This is a genomic window from uncultured Granulicatella sp., assembly GCF_963528195.1.
In the GTDB taxonomy this organism is placed as follows: Bacteria; Bacillota; Bacilli; order Lactobacillales; family Aerococcaceae; genus Granulicatella.
Genome location: NZ_CAURVN010000001.1, coordinates 158,593 through 176,874 on the forward strand (window position 1 = coordinate 158,593; position 18,282 = coordinate 176,874).

Sequence of the window (18,282 nt, forward strand, 5' to 3'; positions counted from 1 at the left end):
GGTGCAGCCAAGTGAGCCGTATCGGAAATAAACCAGTTGTTATCCCAGCAGGTGTAACAATCGACTTAAAGGACAATACAGTAACTGTTAAAGGTCCAAAAGGTGAATTATCATATACATTCAACCAAAATATCACATTAGTTCAAAACGAAGGTGAAGTTGTTTTCACTCGTCCAGATGACACAAAAGAAAACAAAACAATCCACGGAACAACTCGCGCAGTATTCAACAACATGGTTGTTGGTGTTACTGAAGGATTCCAAAGAGAATTGGAATTAATCGGGGTTGGGTATCGTGCTCAATTACAAGGTAAAAAACTTGTATTAAACGTTGGATATTCTCATCCAGTGGAATTCACACCGGAAGAAGGAATTGAAATCGAAGTTCCTTCAAATACTAAAGTTATCGTAAAAGGTTATGACAAACAAAAAGTTGGCGAATTAGCTGCTAATATTCGTGGCGTACGTCCACCAGAACCATATAAAGGTAAAGGTATTCGTTACGTTAATGAATTTGTACGTCGTAAAGAAGGTAAAACAGGTAAATAATTTTCGTAATTATTTACCTTTTGTTGCGCTATTAGTCGCATAAAAATATATTATAAGAGGTGAAAATTGTGATTACAAAACCAGACAAAAATAAAGTGCGTCAAAACCGTCACGCACGTGTTCGTCGCAAAATTTCTGGTACTGCTGAGTGCCCACGCTTGAACGTTTTTCGTTCTAACAAAAACATCTACGCTCAACTAATTGATGACGTAGCGGGTGTGACGCTAGCAAGTGCCTCTACTTTAGATACAAATGTAGAAAATGGAACAAAAACAGAGGAAGCTGTTGCAGTTGGTAAATTAATTGCAGAACGTGGACTTGAAAAAAATATTAAGAAAGTAGTCTTTGACCGTGGTGGATACTTATACCATGGACGTGTAAAAGCTTTAGCTGAAGCAGCACGTGAAAATGGACTAGTATTCTAGGAAAAGGAGGACCCACAATTCATGGTTAATATTGATGCAAGAAACTTAGAATTAGAAGATCGTGTAGTTGCGATTAACCGCGTTACAAAAGTTGTAAAAGGTGGACGTCGTTTACGTTTTGCTGCTTTAGTTGTTGTAGGTGACCGTAATGGACATGTTGGTTTCGGTACTGGTAAAGCTCAAGAAGTACCAGAAGCTATCCGTAAAGCAATCGAAGATGCTAAGAAAAACTTAATTGAAGTACCAACAAGTGGTTCTACAATTCCTCACGAAGTTATCGGACGTTTCTGCGGTGGTAATGTGTTATTAAAACCAGCTCAAGCCGGTTCAGGAGTTGCTGCAGGTGGACCAGTTCGTGCCGTTGTTGAATTAGCAGGTATCGCTGACGTAACTTCAAAATCTTTAGGTTCAAACACACCTGTAAACATGGTTCGTGCTACAATCGAAGGTTTGAAACAATTAAAACGTGTTGAAGATGTTGCTGCATTACGTGGCAAATCAGTTGAAGAATTATTAGGATAGGAGGACATAGAAAATGGCAGAATTAAAGATCACTTTAAAGAAAAGCTTGATTGGACGTCCTCAAAACCAAATTGATACTTGTAAAGCATTAGGCTTAACAAAAATTCGTTCAACAGTTGTAAAACCAGCTAACGATGCTATCAAAGGCATGGTTAACACAGTATCACATCTAGTGGATGTTGAGGAAGTTTAATTAATCAACTTATAAGAGGAGGTGCCCGAAACATGAAACTTCATGAATTACAACCAGCTGAAGGTTCACGTAAAGAACGTAACCGTGTTGGTAGAGGTCAAGGTTCAGGAAACGGAAAAACTGCAGGACGCGGTAGCAAAGGTCAAAAAGCTCGTTCAGGCGGTGGCGTTAGATTAGGATTCGAAGGTGGACAAACTCCATTGTTCCGTCGTTTACCAAAACGTGGTTTCCAAAATATCAATCGTAAAGAATACGCAGTCGTAAATCTTGAAACATTAAACCGTTTCGAAGATGGTCAAGAAGTGACTGCAGCTGTACTAGTTGAGGCTGGTATCGTTAAAAACGAGAAAGACGGTATCAAAGTATTAGCAAACGGAAAACTTGAACGTAAGTTAACTGTTAAAGCAAATAAATTCTCTCAAGCAGCAAAAGAAGCAATTGAAGCTGCAGGTGGAACTGTAGAGGTGATTTAATGTTCTCTCTACTGAAAAATGCGATCACAACCAAGGATATTAGACAACGTCTTTTATATACACTAATGATATTAGTAGTATTTAGAATTGGTACGCATATTACAGTTCCTGGTGTTAATGCTTCAGCTATTGTAACATTTGCAAATTCGGGTTTCTTTGGTATTTTAAATACATTTAGTGGTGGGGCGCTATCGAACTTCTCAATCTTTTCGATGGGAGTTTCGCCTTACATCACTGCGTCAATCGTAGTTCAATTATTACAAATGGATATTCTTCCTACATTCGTAGAATGGTCAAAACAAGGGGAAGTTGGTCGACGTAAATTAAATACCGCTACTCGTTATTTAACAATCGTAATTGGATTCTTCCAAGCATTTGCGATTTCATTTGGTTTCAACGCTTATGCAAACTATGGATTAATTAACAATCCTGGTATTTCAACATACTTATTAATTGCATTAGTGTTAACTGCAGGAACAATGTTTGTTACATGGCTAGGAGATATGATTACTGTAAATGGGATTAGTAATGGGGTTTCCATTATCATCTTTGCAGGGATTGTAGCTCGTATGCCACATGATATTTATGAATTTTATGTTAATCAATTACAAGGAAAAGCTGATGAAGAGTTATATCGTGCTTATGGATTTACAGCTGCGTTAGCAGTTGCCATTATACTTGTTGTAATGTTAGTTGTATATATTGAGCAAGCGCAACGTCGTTTACCAATTTCATACTCTAAACGTCCAACAGGAGCAAACGAAGCTTCATGGTTACCATTGAAAATTAACTCTGCAGGGGTAATTCCTGTAATTTTTGCAAGTTCGTTTATAGCATTACCTCAAACTGTACTAAGTGCTGTTCATGGCCAATACAGTGAGGAAAGTTGGTATCAAGTTGCAACAAATATATTTGATTACCAAAAACCAGCAGGTGCAAGTTTATATATCTTTTTAATAGTAGTATTTACTTACTTCTATGCATTTGTTCAAGTAAACCCCGAAAAGGTTGCTGAAAACTTACAAAAACAAGGTGGTTACATCTTAAGTGTAAGACCGGGTAAAGATACAGAACATTATATTTCTGGTATGCTTCTAAGATTAAGTACAGTCGGAGCACTTTACTTAGGTGGTATTTCATTATTACCTATGATTGCTGCAGCTTTGTGGAATTTACCACGTGGTTTAATGTTAGGTGGAACTAACTTACTAATCGTAGTTGGGGTTGCACTTGAAATTAGCCGTCAAATTGAAGGCCGAGCAATTAAACGTAAATATAAAGGGTTTATCCAAGAGTAATGAGGAAGATTGACAAAATATTTTATAATGTTTTGTCTTTTCTTCATCTACAATGTAAAGGAGATATTATGAATATTATTTTAATGGGCTTACCTGGAGCAGGTAAAGGAACTCAAGCAGAAAAAATTGTTGCTACTTATAACATTCCACATATTTCAACTGGCGATATGTTCCGTGCAGCAATGCAACAAGGAACAGAATTAGGACTAAAAGCTAAATCTTTCATGGATAAAGGTGAATTAGTTCCTGATGAAGTAACAAATGGAATTGTTAAGGAACGTTTACAAGCAGACGATACTAAAAACGGATTTTTATTGGATGGTTTTCCAAGAACTCAAGCTCAAGCTGAAGCACTTGATAAAATTATGGATGAATTAGGTCGTAAAATTGATGCTGTTATCAATATTGATGTAAATCCAGAAATTTTAATGCAACGTCTAACTGGACGTTTCATTTGCAGAAACTGTGGAGCTACTTATCACAAAATCAATAAACCAACTAAAGTAGAAGGTACATGTGATCGTTGTGGAGGACACGATTTCTACCAACGTGAAGATGACAAACCTGAAACTGTTGAAAATCGTATTCAAATTAATATTGAACAATCAAAACCAATCTTAAACTACTACAATGCAAAAGAAGTTTTACATAATGTAGATGGTGAAAGCGGGATTGATCATTTGTTTAACACAATTCAATCAATTATGGGCGTACCGCACCAAGCTTAACCTGTTATCTTGCATTTATTGTAGCTGAAATGGTATAATTAGAAAGTTAGATAACGGTAGAAGTCCGTCAGTAAAATCCGTAACAACTTTTTAAAAGTGAGGAGGATGAAGCATGGCAAAGGAAGACGTAATTGAAATTGAAGGTATTGTTAATGAAACATTACCAAATGCGATGTTCAAGGTCGAACTTGAAAATGGTCATGAGGTTTTAGCGCATGTATCTGGAAAAATCCGGATGCACTATATTAAGATTTTACCGGGCGATAAAGTAACGGTTGAATTATCACCTTACGATTTAACGCGCGGAAGAATCACATATCGCTTTAAATAATGGACTCCGTTAATGATATAAAGGAGGGAACTTAAATGAAAGTTAGAGCATCAGTAAAACCAATTTGCGAAAAATGTAAAGTAATTAAACGCAATGGTAAAGTTATGGTGATTTGTCAAAATCCCAAACATAAACAACGTCAAGGATAATTTATAAGGAGGTACTTAAAAGTATGGCTCGTATTGCAGGTGTGGATATTCCACGTGAAAAACGTGTTGTTATTTCTTTAACCTATATCTACGGTATCGGTGTTACGACTTCTAAACAAGTGTTAGCTGCTGCTAATGTAAGTGAAGATACTCGTGTTCGTGATTTATCAAATGATGAATTAGACCGTATCCGTGCAGAAGTGGATAAACTAAAAATTGAAGGTGACTTACGTCGTGAAGTGAACTTAAACATCAAACGTTTGATGGAAATTGGTTCTTATCGTGGTGTTCGCCATCGTCGTGGTTTACCAGTTCGTGGTCAAAATACTAAAAACAATGCTCGTACTCGTAAAGGCCCAGCTAAGGCTATTGCAGGTAAGAAAAAATAATTTAGAGAAGAAGGAGGTTAATTCTTCATGGCAAAGAAAGTTGTACGCAAACGCCGCGTGAAAAAGAATATTGAATCTGGTGTAGCTCACATCCGTTCAACATTTAATAATACAATTGTTATGATTACAGATGTACATGGTAATGCTGTTTCATGGTCTTCTGCAGGTGCTTTAGGATTTAAAGGTTCTAAAAAATCAACACCATTTGCTGCTCAAATGGCTGCTGAATCTGCTGCGAAAGGTTCAATGGAGCATGGTATGAAAACAGTTGAAGTTTCAGTTAAAGGTCCTGGTTCAGGTCGTGAAGCTGCAATTCGTTCATTACAAGCTACTGGTTTAGAAGTTACAGCAATTCGTGACGTAACACCAATCCCTCATAATGGATGTCGTCCTCCAAAACGCCGTCGTGTGTAATGGATTGTTATTGTTGAATTTTGTTGGACAATCGCACATTGTACGTACGTTTTGAAAGGGGTAAAAAATAATGATCGAAATTGAAAAACCAAAAATTGAAACGATTGAGATCAGCGAAGATGCTAAATTTGGTAAATTCGTTGTTGAGCCACTTGAACGCGGTTATGGTACTACATTAGGGAACTCATTACGCCGTATTCTATTATCGTCACTCCCTGGTACTGCAGTAACAGATATCCAAATGGATGGCGTGTTACATGAATTTTCAACAATAGATGGCGTGGTAGAAGATGTTGCTGCAATCATTTTAAATATTAAAAAAATTGCATTAAAATCTTTTAGCGAAGATGATAAGGTGTTAGAAATCGATATCGTTGGTCCTGCTGTAGTTACAGCTGGAGATATTAAACATGATAGTGATATCGAAATCCTTAACCCTGATTTATATATTTGTACAGTAGCTGAAGGTCATCGCTTCCATGTTCGTATGAACGCTAAAAATGGTCGTGGTTATGTTCGTGCTGACTATAATAAATCTGATAATATGCCAATTGGTGTTATCCCAATTGATTCTATTTATACTCCGATTAGTAAAGTGAATTACCAAGTCGAAAATACTCGTATTGGTCAAAAAAATATTTATGATAAATTAACGCTTGATGTATGGACAGATGGTTCAATCTCTCCAGAAGAAGCAATTAGTTTAGCAGCTCGTATTTTAACTGAGCACTTAAATATTTTTGTTAATTTAACAGATGAAACTCGCCAAGTAGAAATTATGGTCGAAAAAGAAGAAACTCAAAAAGAGAAAATGCTTGAAATGACTATTGAAGAATTGGACTTATCAGTTCGTTCTTATAACTGCTTAAAACGTGCGGGAATTAATACTGTACAAGAGTTAACAAATAAATCTGAAGCAGAAATGATCAAAGTTCGTAACTTAGGTCGTAAATCGCTTGAAGAAGTTAAACACAAATTAATCGAATTAAATTTAGATTTACGTCGTGAAGACTAATAGAAACTCTTAAGAAGGAGGAATATTAAAAAATGGCTTATCGTAAATTAGGACGTACAAGTTCACAACGTAAAGCGTTATTACGTGACTTGACAACTGACTTAATTATTAACGAACGCATCGTTACAACTGAAGCTCGTGCTAAAGAAATCCGCTCAACTGTTGAGAAAATGATTACTTTAGGTAAACGTGGAGATTTACATGCTCGTCGTCAAGCAGCTGCATATGTTCGTAACGAGGTAGCAGATGTACGTGAAGAAGGCGAAGGAATCGTTGTTGAAACTGCATTACAAAAATTATTCAATGGTTTAGCATCACGTTACAGCGAACGTCAAGGTGGATACACTCGTATTCTTAAAACTGAACCTCGTCGTGGCGATGCTGCACCAATGGTTATCATTGAATTAGTTTAATAAATAAACAAACACTTTTCGATGGTTGAAATGAGCGTCATGATGGTAATAATCATCTTGCGGTTGTGAGATGAGAAGTCTGAGGCTACTGTAAAGTAGCCTTATTCTTTCTCATGATTATTTAGTCTAGCTCGCTGTCTCCCCGCCAGCGTTGGCGGGAAGGCACTTCATCATGAAGGTGTCTTTTTTTGTTTATATACATATTTTGTTTTTTATACATATTATAAAAGGTTAAGAGGTGAAGGAATTGACTCAACCAGTTATTTCAATTAAAAATATTCATTTTAATTATCAGGATCAAGATACGAGAGAAGCATTATCTGATGTATCATTAGATGTTTATGAGGGAGAATGGTTAGCTATTATTGGGCATAATGGCTCAGGAAAGTCTACACTTGCAAAAATGATGAATGGCTTATTAGAAGCTTCAAGTGGAGAAATTTATATCGACGGTCAATTATTAACGGAAGATACGGTTTATGAGGCACGTCGCAAAGTAGGAATGGTATTTCAAAATCCAGATAATCAATTTGTTGGAACAACTGTAGAAGATGATATTGCTTTTGGGTTAGAAAATATTGGGATGCCACGTGACGAGATGGTTCGAAAAATCAATACTTCTTTAGAGATGGTTCGTATGACAAAATTTAAAGAAAAAGAACCAGCTCGTTTATCTGGTGGTCAAAAACAACGAGTTGCGATTGCTGGAATGATTGCATTAGCACCAAAGGTAGTCATATTAGATGAAGCTACTTCCATGTTAGATCCACAAGGTAGATTTGAAGTGATTTCAACGATTCAACAACTTCATAAAGATAAGGGAATTACAGTCATTTCAATTACTCATGATTTAGATGAGGCAGCACAAGCGGATCGTGTTTTATTAATGGAAGGTGGAAAAGTGAATCGTATCGGAAAGCCTTCAGAAATTTTTGAAATGGGGACAGCATTAGTAGATAAAGGGTTAGATGTTCCTTTCTCTGAAAAATTAAAAGCTATTTTAAAAGATAAAGGTATGAATGTTCCAAACGAGTATTTAGATGAAGAAGGGTTGGTGGAATGGCTATGGACATCCGTTTTAAACAAGTAGGATTCGCTTATCAAGCGGGAACTCCTTTTGAAATGAGAGCATTACATGATGTGACGTTTTCAGTTAAAGATGGTTCTTATGTAGCTATTATTGGTCATACTGGTTCAGGAAAATCCACGATTCTTCAACATTTAAATGCGTTATTAAAACCAACTGAGGGAATTGTTGAATTAGGGGATAAAATAATTGATTCAACGACAGGAAACAAAGATTTAAAACCTTTACGTAAAAAAGTAGGGATTGTTTTTCAGTTTCCAGAAGCACAATTATTTGAAGAAACTGTAGAAAAAGATATTGCTTTTGGTCCAAAAAACTTCGGAGTTAGTGAAGAAGAAGCGTTAAAAATCGCTGCTGAAGTCGTTAAAACAGTGGGATTACCTGAAGAAGTTTTAAAAAAATCACCATTTGATTTATCGGGTGGGCAAATGAGACGTGTTGCTATTGCTGGTGTATTAGCGATGAAACCAGAAGTTTTAGTATTAGATGAACCAACAGCAGGTCTGGATCCAAAAGGTCGTTTAGAAATGATGGAGATGTTTTATAAATTAAATAAAGAACAAAATATGACCATCGTTTTAGTGACACACCAAATGAATGATGTCAGTGATTATGCTGATCATGTAATTGTGATTGAATCTGGTAATGTTGTAAAGGAAGGTTCACCTAAAGAAGTTTTCTCAGATGCTTCTTGGTTGTTAGAAAAACAATTAGGAGTTCCAACGACTTTAGCTTTTGTTGAAAAATTAAAAGAAAAAGGTTGGTTTACTGATAAAATGCCTTTAACTTTAGATGAGTTAGCGGATGCTATCTTAGAAGAACGTGGGGTGAATGAATAAATGTTAGATAAATTATTATTAGGACGCTATTTACAAGGGAACTCTTTTGTTCATCAATTGGATCCTCGTACCAAATTTATTTCTACATTTGTATTTATTATTATTATTTTTCTTGCAAATAATTGGTTAACTTATTTAATTTTAGCAATTTTCACATTGGTAGCTTTATTAGCTTCTAAAATTCCAATGAAGTTCTTTTGGAATGGTGTGAAACCACTATTGTGGGTTATTTTATTTACCGTTGTATTGCAAATGTTGTTTACAACTGGTGGGGATGTTTATTTTGAATGGAGCTTCATTAAAGTTACTTCATTTGGTGTCATTAATGCAATCTATATTTTCTTACGTTTTGTGTTGATTATTTTTATTTCTACATTGATGACATTAACAACACCTCCTTTACAAATTGCAGATGCGATGGAATCGATTATGAAACCATTAGGAAAAATTGGTGTTCCTGTTCATGAGATTGCTTTAATGCTATCGATTGCTTTACGTTTTGTTCCTACATTAATGGATGAAGCTCAAAAGATTATGAATGCACAACGAGCTCGTGGTGTAGATTTTGGAGAAGGTAATTTATTTGAACAGATGAAAGCTATTATTCCGATTTTAATTCCATTATTTGTGAGTTCATTTAATCGTGCAGAAGATTTAGCTACTGCAATGGAAGCTAGAGGATATCAAGGTGGAACTGGTAGAACAAAATATCGTGTGTTAACTTATGGTAAGAAAGATGGAGTAACAGCTCTTACACTTGTTGTTTTAACAATTGCATTAGTAGTTTTTAGAGGACAATAATGAGTATGGAACAGGATGTAACACTATTAAGATATATATTAAGAAAAATCTATCATGCTGAAACACGAATGAAAAAATTAAAATCATGGATGATTTTTGATTTTTTTAGTGATAGTCTCATTTTAAATTTTTTTAAGAGAAGACAAATTTCATTACTGAATAAAGATCTAGCAGAAATTCAACGTGGAGTTAGAACACTTCAAAGAGAGTATCCTTATTTATTAGCACATTCAAATTTACATATTTCGAATACCACTTGGGATTATATTTTTGATTTGTGGCTAGATAATGCTGTTGTAGATTTTATGATTTATAAAAATGTACAAGATATTTCTAAACATTTAGATGCGCTAAAATCGGTAGTTGTCCGATTAATTAAACAACAATTAAATTAAAGACTTTCCTGTAGTAGAATAATTTTCTAACTATGGGAAAGTCTTTTCCACTTTTTGAATAGGAATATGGTACAATAAATCGAAGAAATCGTGAAGGAGGAAATCGAGTGGGATTTCGTTATAAAGTCATTTTAAGTTATGATGGAACAAATTATGTAGGGTTTCAAGTGCAAGAAAATGGCAATAGTATTCAAGCAGAATTAAATAAAGCACTGAGAAAAATGACAAAGGGATTGTATATTCCGGTTTGTGGTTCAGGGAGAACAGATTCAGGAGTACATGCGAATGGACAAGTCATTCATTTTGATTATCCGACAAAAATTGAAGAAGAAAATTTACAAAGAGCATTAAATAGTTTATTACCGGATGATATTTCCGCTAGAGAAGTGGTAGCAGTTAGTGATGATTTTCATGCAAGATATAGTGTGACGGGGAAACGATATATATACCGCGTAAATATTCAAAAATTCGTCAATCCATTTAGTCGTTTATATACACTTCACCATCCTTATAAAGTCAATGTGGATAAGATGAATGAAGCTTTACAAGTAATCATCGGAGAACATGATTTTACAAGTTTTTGTTCTACAAAGACGGATAAGGAGTCGAAAGTTAGAATCGTTACGAAAGCCGAAGTGGTAGAAAAAGATGGGGAATTAGTCTTCACGTTTGAAGGAAATGGATTTTTATACAATATGATTCGTATATTAGTGGGGACGAGTCTTCAAATAGGGGATGGGTTACGACCTATCTCAGATATGAAAGAGATTTTAGTAGCAAGGGATAGACAAAAAGCAGGCCCAACTGCTCCTCCTCAAGGCTTGTATTTGGATGAAGTTTTCTATAAAGAAAAGGAATAATGCAGTTTTATCAAGAGTATGTTACAATAGAAGCGTATTTAATTTAAAGGAGAGATACGATGGTATTAGAAAATTTTGATGTAAATTTACAAAAATATGCAAAATTGCTAGTGTCTACTGGGATTAATGTTCAACCGGGACATACGGTAGTCATTTATGCGGAAGTGGAGCAAGCAGTATTTGCACGCTTATTAGTAAAAGAAGCGTATCAATTAGGAGCAAGTGAAGTTATCGTTCAATGGAGTGATGATGAAATCAACCGTGAGCGTTTATTATATGCAGCGGAAGATCGTATCACAACTGTTCCAGAATATAAAGTACAAGAAATGCACTATTTATTAGACCATAAAGCAAGCCGTTTAAGCATTGTCTCTAAAGATCCAGATGCATTAAATGGAGTAGATACAAGTCGTCTTGCAAAATCAATGAAAGCTACAAGTGTTGCTTTAAAACCAATGCGTATTGCAGGTCAATCGAATAAAATAAGCTGGACAGTAGCAGCTGCTGCAGGTAGCGCATGGGCTAAGAAAGTATTCCCAGAAGCAAAATCTACTGAAGAAGCTGTAGATTTGTTATGGAATCAAATCTTCACTACTTGCCGAGTATATGCTGATGATCCAGTTGCAGCTTGGAAAGAGCATGAAGAAACATTAGACAAAAAAGCAGCTATTTTAAATAAAGAACAATTTGCTAAATTACATTACACAGCACCAGGAACTGACTTAACTCTTGGAATGCCTAAAAACCATGTTTGGGAAAGTGCTGGAAGCTATAATGCACAAGGTGAACACTTTATTGCAAATATGCCAACAGAAGAAGTGTTCTCAGCTCCAGATTATCGTGTGGCAGATGGTTATGTAACAAGTACAAAACCATTAAGTTATAACGGCAATATTATCGAAGGAATTAAAGTTACCTTTAAAGATGGTCAAATCGTAGAAGTTTCTGCTGAAAAAGGCGACCAAGTAATGAAAGACTTAGTATTCGAAAATATGGGTGCTCGTGGATTAGGAGAAGTAGCCTTAGTAAGCGACCCTTCTCCAATTTCTCAATCAGGAATTACATTCTTTAATACATTATATGATGAGAATGCTTCAAACCACTTAGCAATTGGTTCAGCTTATGCTACAAGTGTTAAAGGTGGAGAAAAATTTGAAACTGAAGAAGAATTAGCTGCAGCCGGTTTAAATCGTTCAGACGTTCATGTGGACTTCATGATTGGTGGACCAAATATGAATGTTGACGGTATTCGTGAAGACGGAACAGTTGTACCAATCTTCCGTAATGGAGACTGGGCTATTTAATGACATTGAAAGCATCCTATCCATTGTTAAAGCCAGATGGATGGGATGTTTTTTTATTTAACAAATGAAGGGAGTTGCAAGTATGACTCGACAAAGAAAATGGTTTTATGGAATTTTTGGGGCGTTATTTGCACTGATTTTATTATTTTATGGATTGATTCTTATGTTTACTTATCGGGGAACTCCTGAAGCAATTGGATTATGGAATTTAAAAACGTATGAAAAAAAGAATCAGTCTTATCGATTTGATGCTAAGGGTGATGAAATAGCAACGATATTATTTTATACGGGAGCATTAGTAGAGCCTCAAGCCTATGTAAATTTAGCGATGGAATTATCCAATCAAGGCATTACGACTTATGTTATTGAATCTTCTCTTAACTTACCGATTTTAGAAAGAGGTACAACAGAATCGATTATAAAAGAGGAAAAGTTGGATAAAGTTTATGTTGCAGGACATTCATTAGGTGGAGTTGTCGCAAGTTTAGATGCAGTTCAATTAAAAAAGGAAAATCATTTAGCAGGTATTATTTTATTAGCAAGTTATTTTGATAAAAGTGTAGATTTTAGTAATAGTGATGTCCCAGTTTTATCCATTATCGCAAGTAATGATAAAGTTTTGAATTGGACAAAGTATATTAAAAGTAAAAATCGCCTTCCTCAAACTTTTGAACAAGAATTCATTTTTGAAGGAAATCATAGTGGATTTGGCTCATATGGAAAACAAATAGGTGATGGAGAAAGGTCGATGAGTGATCGCAGACAACAAAAAATTACAAGTGAAAAAATCGCTAAATTTATTAAGGAACAAAATAAGAATGCTAAATAGTTAAAACGATGAAGGAATTTTAAAGAAAAAGCATTAAAGTCATAGCAATTTTAACTAAAAAGTTTTACAATAGAAACGATAGACAAAATAGAAGGGAAGTTATAAAAAATGGCAGATAAAGTGCGTGTACGTTATGCACCAAGTCCAACAGGGCATTTGCATATTGGTAATGCAAGAACAGCTCTATTTAATTATTTATTCGCAAGACATTACGGTGGAGAATTTATTATTCGTATTGAAGATACTGACCGTAAAAGAAATATTGCTCATGGGGAAGAAAGTCAATTAGAAAACTTAACTTGGTTAGGAATTGACTGGGATGAAGGTCCAGATAAACCAAAAAATGTAGGACCATATCGTCAATCAGAACGTGAACATATTTATAATCCATTAATTGAACAATTAATTGCTGAAGATAAAGCTTATAAATGCTATATGACTGAAGAAGAGTTAGAAGCAGAACGTGAAGCACAACGTGCAAATGGAGAAATGCCACACTATAGTGGACAACATGCTCATTTAACACAAGAACAACGTGATGCATTTGAAGCAGAAGGACGTACTCCAGTTGTTCGTTTCAGAGTTCCTCAAAATAGAACGTATACTTTTGATGATATTGTAAAAGGTGAAATTACTTTTGAATCTGGTAGTGTCGGTGGCGACTTTGTTATTTTAAAACGTGATGGTATGCCAACGTATAACTTTGCAGTAGCAGTTGATGATCACTTTATGGAAATTACTCATGTATTACGTGGGGATGACCATATTGCTAACACTCCAAAACAAATGATGGTGTATGAAGCATTTGGTTGGAATACTCCTAGATTTGGTCATATGACATTAATTATTAATACAGAAACTGGTAAAAAATTATCAAAACGTGATGAGTCTATTTTACAATTTATTGAACAATATAAAGATTTAGGCTATTTACCAGAAGCAATGTTCAACTTCATTACTTTATTAGGATGGTCTCCACAAGGGGAAGATGAAATTTTCTCAAGAGAAGAATTTATTGAAATTTTTGATGAAAAACGTCTTGGTAAATCTCCAGCAGCATTCGATCCTAAGAAACTAGAATGGATTAACAACACTTATGTGAAGAAAACTCCATTAGAAGAAGTTGCACCATTAGCAATTCACCAATTACAATTAGCAGGTTTATTACCTGAAACATTGAGTGAAGAGCAACAAGTTTGGGCGAATAAATTAGTAGCGTTATATCATGATCAAATGAGCTACATGAATGAGATTGTTTCTATTTCAAGTTTATTCTTCCAAAAAGACTTTGTTGTAGAAAATGATGAAGCAAGAGAAGTGCTTCAAGGTGAAACTGTACCGACTGTACTTCATGCATTTAAGGCTCAATTAGAAGCTTTAGAAGTATTTGATGAAGCAAGCGTAATGGCAGCTATTAAGGCTGTTCAAAAAGAAACTGGTGTAAAAGGTAAGAACTTATTTATGCCAATTCGTGTGGCAACAAGTGGTCAAACTCATGGTCCATCTTTAGGTCAAACGATTGAATTATTAGGAAAAGAACGTAGCCTTGTACACTTAAACGAAGCGTTGGCTTTAATCCAAGCTTAGATATTCGAATTAGACTTCCTTAATAGTAGTATTAGGACGGCAGTAGCCTCGCAAATGCGAGTCTCTTGCCTAAAATTCGAGCCTAGGGTCTCGAATTTACCTGTAATATCAGCCAGAGTGGCTGATATTACTCATACTACTATAGGAAGTCTATTCTTGCTTTACGGATAAATATGAGAGGGCGTATAAGATGAGACTTCCTGTGATAGTAGCATTAGGACGCCAGCAGACCTGCGGTCTCATGGCTAAACTTCGAGCCTAAGGTCTCGAAGTTTCCTGCAGTATCAGCCAATGTGGCTGATACTGCCCATACTACTATAGGAAGTCTATTCTTGTTTTACGGATAAATATGAGAGGGCGTATAAGATGAGACTTCCTTGATAAGGAGTATTAGGACGGCAGTAGCCCTGCGGTCTCATGCCCATACTACTATAGGAAGTCTTTTCTCATTTAACGGACCAATATGAGTTTAGAGTGAGGAATTTTTTATGAATAAAAAAGAATTATCCGATAAAACTTCATTTTTATGGACTTTATTTGGAATTACGTTGTTATTGTTTATTTTTCAGAAGTTGGGAAATCAAGTGCAATGGTATTTGAATATGGCTGGGCTAGTATTGGCAAATGAAATTTTTGGATTTTTAGTTTCTGATAAAGATACTGTAAAAAAATTTTCAATATCAAAACAGATGTATTGGTGGGTGTGCTTAGTTATTATTTGTTTTGTTGTTTCAATTATGATGCTATCTAATAGACTAGCAAGTTTAGTGTTTGAAAATGCTACAGAATTAGATTTATATCATTTACTGTCCTTACTTTTGATCATATTAAGTAGTTCTCAGCTTTATTATGGATTGATTCATCCAAAAATTATAGAATCTTATACTAATGAATGGATTCGTAAGGATATTAAAAGAGATATTAGAATTGGCACAACATCTTTCCTTCATTCACTTCCAATGCTTCTTTTTATAATTGGAATTTGTATATTGTTTTATTTTAGTGGATTTTACCCGAGCTTGTGGCAAAGTGCCTTGTGTTATATTTGTATTTCAAGTGTAATTTATGCGAATTAGACTTCCTTGATAGTAGTATTAAGACGGCAGTAGCCTCGCCTTGCGAATCTCTTTCCTAAACTTCGAGCCTAGGGTCTCGAAGTTTCCTGCGGTATCAGCCAATGTGGCTGCTACTGCCCATACTACTATAGGAAGTCTATTCTTGTTTTACGGATGTTTATGAGAGGGCGTATAAGATGAGACTTTCTTTTATAGTAGTGTTAGGACGGAAGAAGCCTCGTAAAGCGACTTAACAAGGCAGATTTCTAGTGTAAATGTGATACCAGAGTTATTAGAGTTTTTGAAAAAATAATGTTATTTTAAGCAATTATGCCTTGAAAAGGTATAGTTGCTTTTTAGTATGTAAATAATGAAAATATTGCTTTGTTTTCAAAAAGATTATGATATAATGATTCCATTGAAAAGAAAGGGGAATGAATATGGATACAAATAAAACTTATTCAGTAAAAGAGTTTACAATGACCGTATTAAATGCATTAGCATTAGGGGTAGTTGTAACTTTAATTCCTGGTGCGATTTTAGGTGAATTAACAAAAGCGTTATTACCAGTATTTCCACAAGGACAATTAATTATTCAAGCGACTCAAGTGGCTAATACTATGATGGGTGCTATTATTGGTTTAATGGTAGGACATTTCTTTAAATTTACTCCAATTCAAGCAGGAGCTATTGCTTTAGCTACTGTTTTTGCAGGAGGTGCACCAGTCTTTAATCCAGATGTTAAAGGTGTTGTATTCTCTAGTACCGGAGATATTATTACAATGGGTGTAACCGCAGCAGTAGCAGCTGCATTTATTTTATGGATTGGAGATAAAGCAAAAGCTTATTCGATTATCGTCATTCCAACGGTTACATTAGTCGTTATTGGTGGAATTGGAAGACTGGCTCAACCATACATTGTTAAAATTACAGCATTAATTGGTCAAGGGGTGGAATTCTTATTAACATTACAACCAATTATTATGTGTATGTTAATTGCGATGACATTCTGTATTTTAATTGTTTCACCATTTACAACTGTAGGAATTGGTTTAGCAATTGGATTATCAGGGATTGGTTCTGGTGCAGCTAACTTAGGAATCTGTGCAGCTGGTTTTGGTTTAGCAGTTGCAGGATTAAAAGTTAATTCAGTTGGAACTTGTATTGCACACTTTATTGGATCTCCTAAAATGTCAATGGCAAATGTGATTGCAAAACCGAAGATTTTATTACCGATGTTATGTTCTGCAGCATTATTAGGTGTTTTAGCATCAGTCTTTTCCATTCAAGGAACTCCTGCTAGTGCCGGTTTCGGTTTTAGTGGTCTAGTAGGACCTATTTATGCCTTAAACTTAATGGAAAATGGATGGACAGCAGGAAATATTCTTTTAGTAGCAACTATTTTCGTAGTTGCACCAATTATTTTCAATATTATTTTTATTCATGTGTTTGAAAAAGTGGTACAATGGATTCAACCGGAAGATTATAAATTAACGGTATAATAAGGAGGAATTATAATGAAAATTGCAATTGCGGGTGCTGGAGCAATGGGATGTCGCTTTGGGTACATGTTAACAAAAGCAGGACAAGATGTTGTTTTAATTGATGAATGGCCAGCGCATATTGAAGCAATTCGTACAAATGGATTACAAGTAGTAGATGGAGATACAACAGATACATTACAAATCCCAATCTACAGACCTGAAGAAGTTCATGAGGAAGTAGATGTGGTCATCGCATTTACAAAATCAATGAAATTAGGAGAAATGCTTGAAAAAATCAAAGCAATTATTCATGAAGATACAAAAGTTGTATGTTTATTAAATGGTTTAGGCCATGAATATACAATGGAAAAATATGTTCCGCGTAAAAACATTATTATGGGTGTAACGATTTGGACAGCAGGAATTAATGCTCCAGGCGTGGCTCGTTTAGGTGGAACAGGTACTGTTGAAATTCAAGCAGTTGAAGAAGCAAGCGGTCGTGCGATTGCAGAAGAATTAGTTGCTGTTATGAATCAAGCAGGATTAAATGCAAGCTACAGTGAAGATGTTTTATTCTCGATTTGGAGAAAAGCATGCGTAAATGGAACTATGAATGCTACATGTGCCATTTTAGATGCGAATATTGGAGAAGTATTTGACACAAATACAGCAGAAGCAATTGTAGATCAAATTATTCATGAATTCGTAGAAGTTGCTCATCATGAAGGTGTGAAAATTGATGAAGCTGAAATGAAAAATTATGTTTATACAGCTTCAAATAAAGTTCGTGCACATTATCCATCAATGCACCAAGATTTAATGCAAAATCATCGCTTTACTGAGATTGATTACTTAAATGGATTTGTTGCAAAACGTGGATTAGAGTACGGAATTCCAACTCCATATTGTGCTATGATTACTCAATTAATTCATGCAAAAGAACAAATTTTAAAAGTACAATAATAAGAATTTTGAAGGACGAGACGAGTGTCTCGTCTTTTTTATTATGTGACTTTCAGTCCGTCACGCTCCGTAAGTGCATGACAAATAAACCACCCGCTATGCGGGTGCGCATCGAAGGTTATACCAAAAAAACTCCAATCGCGATACAATAAAGGTGTTCAAGCCTATCATATAGCGAGA

At 35.2% G+C, this 18,282-nt stretch carries 24 protein-coding genes; all 24 read left to right on the forward strand.

Annotation, left to right across the window (positions count from 1 at the left end):
* Positions 1–11: 11 nt before the first annotated feature.
* The 24 genes from rplF (at position 12) to RWR88_RS00950 (ending at position 18,102) form a co-directional block, all read left to right on the forward strand.
* Positions 12–548 carry a 50S ribosomal protein L6 gene (gene rplF / locus RWR88_RS00835; protein ID WP_314354478.1) on the forward strand — a complete coding sequence of 179 codons (537 nt, stop codon included), beginning with the start codon at positions 12–14 and terminating at the stop codon, positions 546–548.
* Positions 549–607: 59 nt separating this feature from the next.
* Positions 608–973: a 50S ribosomal protein L18 gene (gene rplR, locus RWR88_RS00840; RefSeq protein ID WP_040507629.1), complete on the forward strand. Its 366-nt coding sequence runs from the start codon at positions 608–610 to the stop codon at positions 971–973.
* Positions 974–994: 21 nt separating this feature from the next.
* Positions 995–1,495 (forward strand): 30S ribosomal protein S5, encoded by a 501-nt coding sequence (gene rpsE / locus RWR88_RS00845; protein ID WP_006703287.1) that lies wholly within the window; start codon positions 995–997, stop codon positions 1,493–1,495.
* A 13-nt stretch (positions 1,496–1,508) separates the two neighbouring features.
* On the forward strand, positions 1,509–1,688 hold the full coding sequence (gene rpmD, locus RWR88_RS00850; RefSeq protein ID WP_006703288.1) for a 50S ribosomal protein L30: 180 nt from the start codon (positions 1,509–1,511) through the stop codon (positions 1,686–1,688).
* Between the two features lie 32 nt (positions 1,689–1,720).
* Positions 1,721–2,161: a 50S ribosomal protein L15 gene (gene rplO, locus RWR88_RS00855; protein ID WP_006703289.1), complete on the forward strand. Its 441-nt coding sequence runs from the start codon at positions 1,721–1,723 to the stop codon at positions 2,159–2,161.
* Positions 2,161–3,459 carry a preprotein translocase subunit SecY gene (gene secY, locus RWR88_RS00860; RefSeq protein ID WP_314255790.1) on the forward strand — a complete coding sequence of 433 codons (1,299 nt, stop codon included), beginning with the start codon at positions 2,161–2,163 and terminating at the stop codon, positions 3,457–3,459. Before rplO ends, secY begins: the two co-directional genes overlap by 1 nt.
* A 68-nt stretch (positions 3,460–3,527) precedes the next feature.
* The gene (locus RWR88_RS00865; RefSeq protein WP_314450081.1) at positions 3,528–4,187 is read left to right on the forward strand and encodes an adenylate kinase; all 660 of its coding nucleotides are present in this window, start codon (positions 3,528–3,530) and stop codon (positions 4,185–4,187) included.
* Positions 4,188–4,299: 112 nt separating this feature from the next.
* On the forward strand, positions 4,300–4,518 hold the full coding sequence (gene infA, locus RWR88_RS00870) for a translation initiation factor IF-1 (RefSeq protein ID WP_005607446.1): 219 nt from the start codon (positions 4,300–4,302) through the stop codon (positions 4,516–4,518).
* A gap of 35 nt (positions 4,519–4,553) precedes the next feature.
* Complete coding sequence (gene rpmJ, locus RWR88_RS00875) at positions 4,554–4,667, forward strand: 50S ribosomal protein L36 (RefSeq protein WP_005607444.1); 114 nt, start codon at positions 4,554–4,556, stop codon at positions 4,665–4,667.
* A gap of 23 nt (positions 4,668–4,690) precedes the next feature.
* Positions 4,691–5,056 (forward strand): 30S ribosomal protein S13, encoded by a 366-nt coding sequence (gene rpsM / locus RWR88_RS00880; RefSeq protein ID WP_006703292.1) that lies wholly within the window; start codon positions 4,691–4,693, stop codon positions 5,054–5,056.
* Positions 5,057–5,083: 27 nt separating this feature from the next.
* Positions 5,084–5,470 carry a 30S ribosomal protein S11 gene (gene rpsK / locus RWR88_RS00885; RefSeq protein WP_005607440.1) on the forward strand — a complete coding sequence of 129 codons (387 nt, stop codon included), beginning with the start codon at positions 5,084–5,086 and terminating at the stop codon, positions 5,468–5,470.
* 70 nt (positions 5,471–5,540) lie between these two features.
* A complete protein-coding gene (locus RWR88_RS00890) occupies positions 5,541–6,485 on the forward strand; it encodes a DNA-directed RNA polymerase subunit alpha (RefSeq protein WP_006703293.1) in 945 nt (314 codons plus the stop codon).
* Positions 6,486–6,517: 32 nt separating this feature from the next.
* Entirely contained in the window at positions 6,518–6,898 is a 381-nt protein-coding gene (gene rplQ, locus RWR88_RS00895; protein ID WP_006703294.1) for a 50S ribosomal protein L17, read from the forward strand.
* A 238-nt stretch (positions 6,899–7,136) separates the two neighbouring features.
* Positions 7,137–7,988 (forward strand): energy-coupling factor ABC transporter ATP-binding protein, encoded by an 852-nt coding sequence (locus RWR88_RS00900; RefSeq protein ID WP_314450083.1) that lies wholly within the window; start codon positions 7,137–7,139, stop codon positions 7,986–7,988.
* Positions 7,964–8,824 carry an energy-coupling factor ABC transporter ATP-binding protein gene (locus tag RWR88_RS00905; protein ID WP_314349597.1) on the forward strand — a complete coding sequence of 287 codons (861 nt, stop codon included), beginning with the start codon at positions 7,964–7,966 and terminating at the stop codon, positions 8,822–8,824. Before RWR88_RS00900 ends, RWR88_RS00905 begins: the two co-directional genes overlap by 25 nt.
* On the forward strand, positions 8,825–9,625 hold the full coding sequence (locus RWR88_RS00910) for an energy-coupling factor transporter transmembrane protein EcfT (RefSeq protein ID WP_314450086.1): 801 nt from the start codon (positions 8,825–8,827) through the stop codon (positions 9,623–9,625).
* On the forward strand, positions 9,625–10,020 hold the full coding sequence (locus tag RWR88_RS00915) for a hypothetical protein (RefSeq protein ID WP_314450088.1): 396 nt from the start codon (positions 9,625–9,627) through the stop codon (positions 10,018–10,020). Before RWR88_RS00910 ends, RWR88_RS00915 begins: the two co-directional genes overlap by 1 nt.
* Before the next feature lie 107 nt (positions 10,021–10,127).
* Positions 10,128–10,880: a tRNA pseudouridine(38-40) synthase TruA gene (gene truA, locus RWR88_RS00920; protein WP_314450089.1), complete on the forward strand. Its 753-nt coding sequence runs from the start codon at positions 10,128–10,130 to the stop codon at positions 10,878–10,880.
* A 59-nt stretch (positions 10,881–10,939) separates the two neighbouring features.
* Positions 10,940–12,184, forward strand: a complete 1,245-nt coding sequence (locus RWR88_RS00925; protein WP_314450091.1) for an aminopeptidase — start codon at positions 10,940–10,942, stop codon at positions 12,182–12,184.
* Between the two features lie 82 nt (positions 12,185–12,266).
* On the forward strand, positions 12,267–13,013 hold the full coding sequence (locus tag RWR88_RS00930; RefSeq protein WP_314450093.1) for an alpha/beta hydrolase: 747 nt from the start codon (positions 12,267–12,269) through the stop codon (positions 13,011–13,013).
* Positions 13,014–13,121: 108 nt separating this feature from the next.
* On the forward strand, positions 13,122–14,600 hold the full coding sequence (gene gltX / locus RWR88_RS00935; RefSeq protein WP_314450095.1) for a glutamate--tRNA ligase: 1,479 nt from the start codon (positions 13,122–13,124) through the stop codon (positions 14,598–14,600).
* Positions 14,601–15,088: 488 nt separating this feature from the next.
* Positions 15,089–15,676, forward strand: a complete 588-nt coding sequence (locus RWR88_RS00940) for a hypothetical protein (RefSeq protein WP_314450096.1) — start codon at positions 15,089–15,091, stop codon at positions 15,674–15,676.
* Between the two features lie 419 nt (positions 15,677–16,095).
* Positions 16,096–17,157 carry a PTS sugar transporter subunit IIC gene (locus RWR88_RS00945; RefSeq protein ID WP_314450097.1) on the forward strand — a complete coding sequence of 354 codons (1,062 nt, stop codon included), beginning with the start codon at positions 16,096–16,098 and terminating at the stop codon, positions 17,155–17,157.
* A gap of 15 nt (positions 17,158–17,172) precedes the next feature.
* Positions 17,173–18,102 (forward strand): 2-dehydropantoate 2-reductase, encoded by a 930-nt coding sequence (locus tag RWR88_RS00950; protein ID WP_314450099.1) that lies wholly within the window; start codon positions 17,173–17,175, stop codon positions 18,100–18,102.
* Positions 18,103–18,282 lie beyond the last annotated feature (180 nt).

Coding starts and splice junctions, on each gene's coding strand:
- rpsE (WP_006703287.1), top strand. CDS start 995: ATGGTTAATATTGATGCAAGAAACTTAGAATTAGAAGATCGTGTAGTT.
- rpmD (WP_006703288.1), top strand. CDS start 1,509: ATGGCAGAATTAAAGATCACTTTAAAGAAAAGCTTGATTGGACGTCCT.
- rplO (WP_006703289.1), top strand. CDS start 1,721: ATGAAACTTCATGAATTACAACCAGCTGAAGGTTCACGTAAAGAACGT.
- secY (WP_314255790.1), top strand. CDS start 2,161: ATGTTCTCTCTACTGAAAAATGCGATCACAACCAAGGATATTAGACAA.
- RWR88_RS00865 (WP_314450081.1), top strand. CDS start 3,528: ATGAATATTATTTTAATGGGCTTACCTGGAGCAGGTAAAGGAACTCAA.
- infA (WP_005607446.1), top strand. CDS start 4,300: ATGGCAAAGGAAGACGTAATTGAAATTGAAGGTATTGTTAATGAAACA.
- rpmJ (WP_005607444.1), top strand. CDS start 4,554: ATGAAAGTTAGAGCATCAGTAAAACCAATTTGCGAAAAATGTAAAGTA.
- rpsM (WP_006703292.1), top strand. CDS start 4,691: ATGGCTCGTATTGCAGGTGTGGATATTCCACGTGAAAAACGTGTTGTT.
- rpsK (WP_005607440.1), top strand. CDS start 5,084: ATGGCAAAGAAAGTTGTACGCAAACGCCGCGTGAAAAAGAATATTGAA.
- RWR88_RS00890 (WP_006703293.1), top strand. CDS start 5,541: ATGATCGAAATTGAAAAACCAAAAATTGAAACGATTGAGATCAGCGAA.
- rplQ (WP_006703294.1), top strand. CDS start 6,518: ATGGCTTATCGTAAATTAGGACGTACAAGTTCACAACGTAAAGCGTTA.
- RWR88_RS00905 (WP_314349597.1), top strand. CDS start 7,964: ATGGACATCCGTTTTAAACAAGTAGGATTCGCTTATCAAGCGGGAACT.
- RWR88_RS00910 (WP_314450086.1), top strand. CDS start 8,825: ATGTTAGATAAATTATTATTAGGACGCTATTTACAAGGGAACTCTTTT.
- RWR88_RS00915 (WP_314450088.1), top strand. CDS start 9,625: ATGAGTATGGAACAGGATGTAACACTATTAAGATATATATTAAGAAAA.
- RWR88_RS00925 (WP_314450091.1), top strand. CDS start 10,940: ATGGTATTAGAAAATTTTGATGTAAATTTACAAAAATATGCAAAATTG.
- RWR88_RS00930 (WP_314450093.1), top strand. CDS start 12,267: ATGACTCGACAAAGAAAATGGTTTTATGGAATTTTTGGGGCGTTATTT.
- gltX (WP_314450095.1), top strand. CDS start 13,122: ATGGCAGATAAAGTGCGTGTACGTTATGCACCAAGTCCAACAGGGCAT.
- RWR88_RS00940 (WP_314450096.1), top strand. CDS start 15,089: ATGAATAAAAAAGAATTATCCGATAAAACTTCATTTTTATGGACTTTA.
- RWR88_RS00945 (WP_314450097.1), top strand. CDS start 16,096: ATGGATACAAATAAAACTTATTCAGTAAAAGAGTTTACAATGACCGTA.
- RWR88_RS00950 (WP_314450099.1), top strand. CDS start 17,173: ATGAAAATTGCAATTGCGGGTGCTGGAGCAATGGGATGTCGCTTTGGG.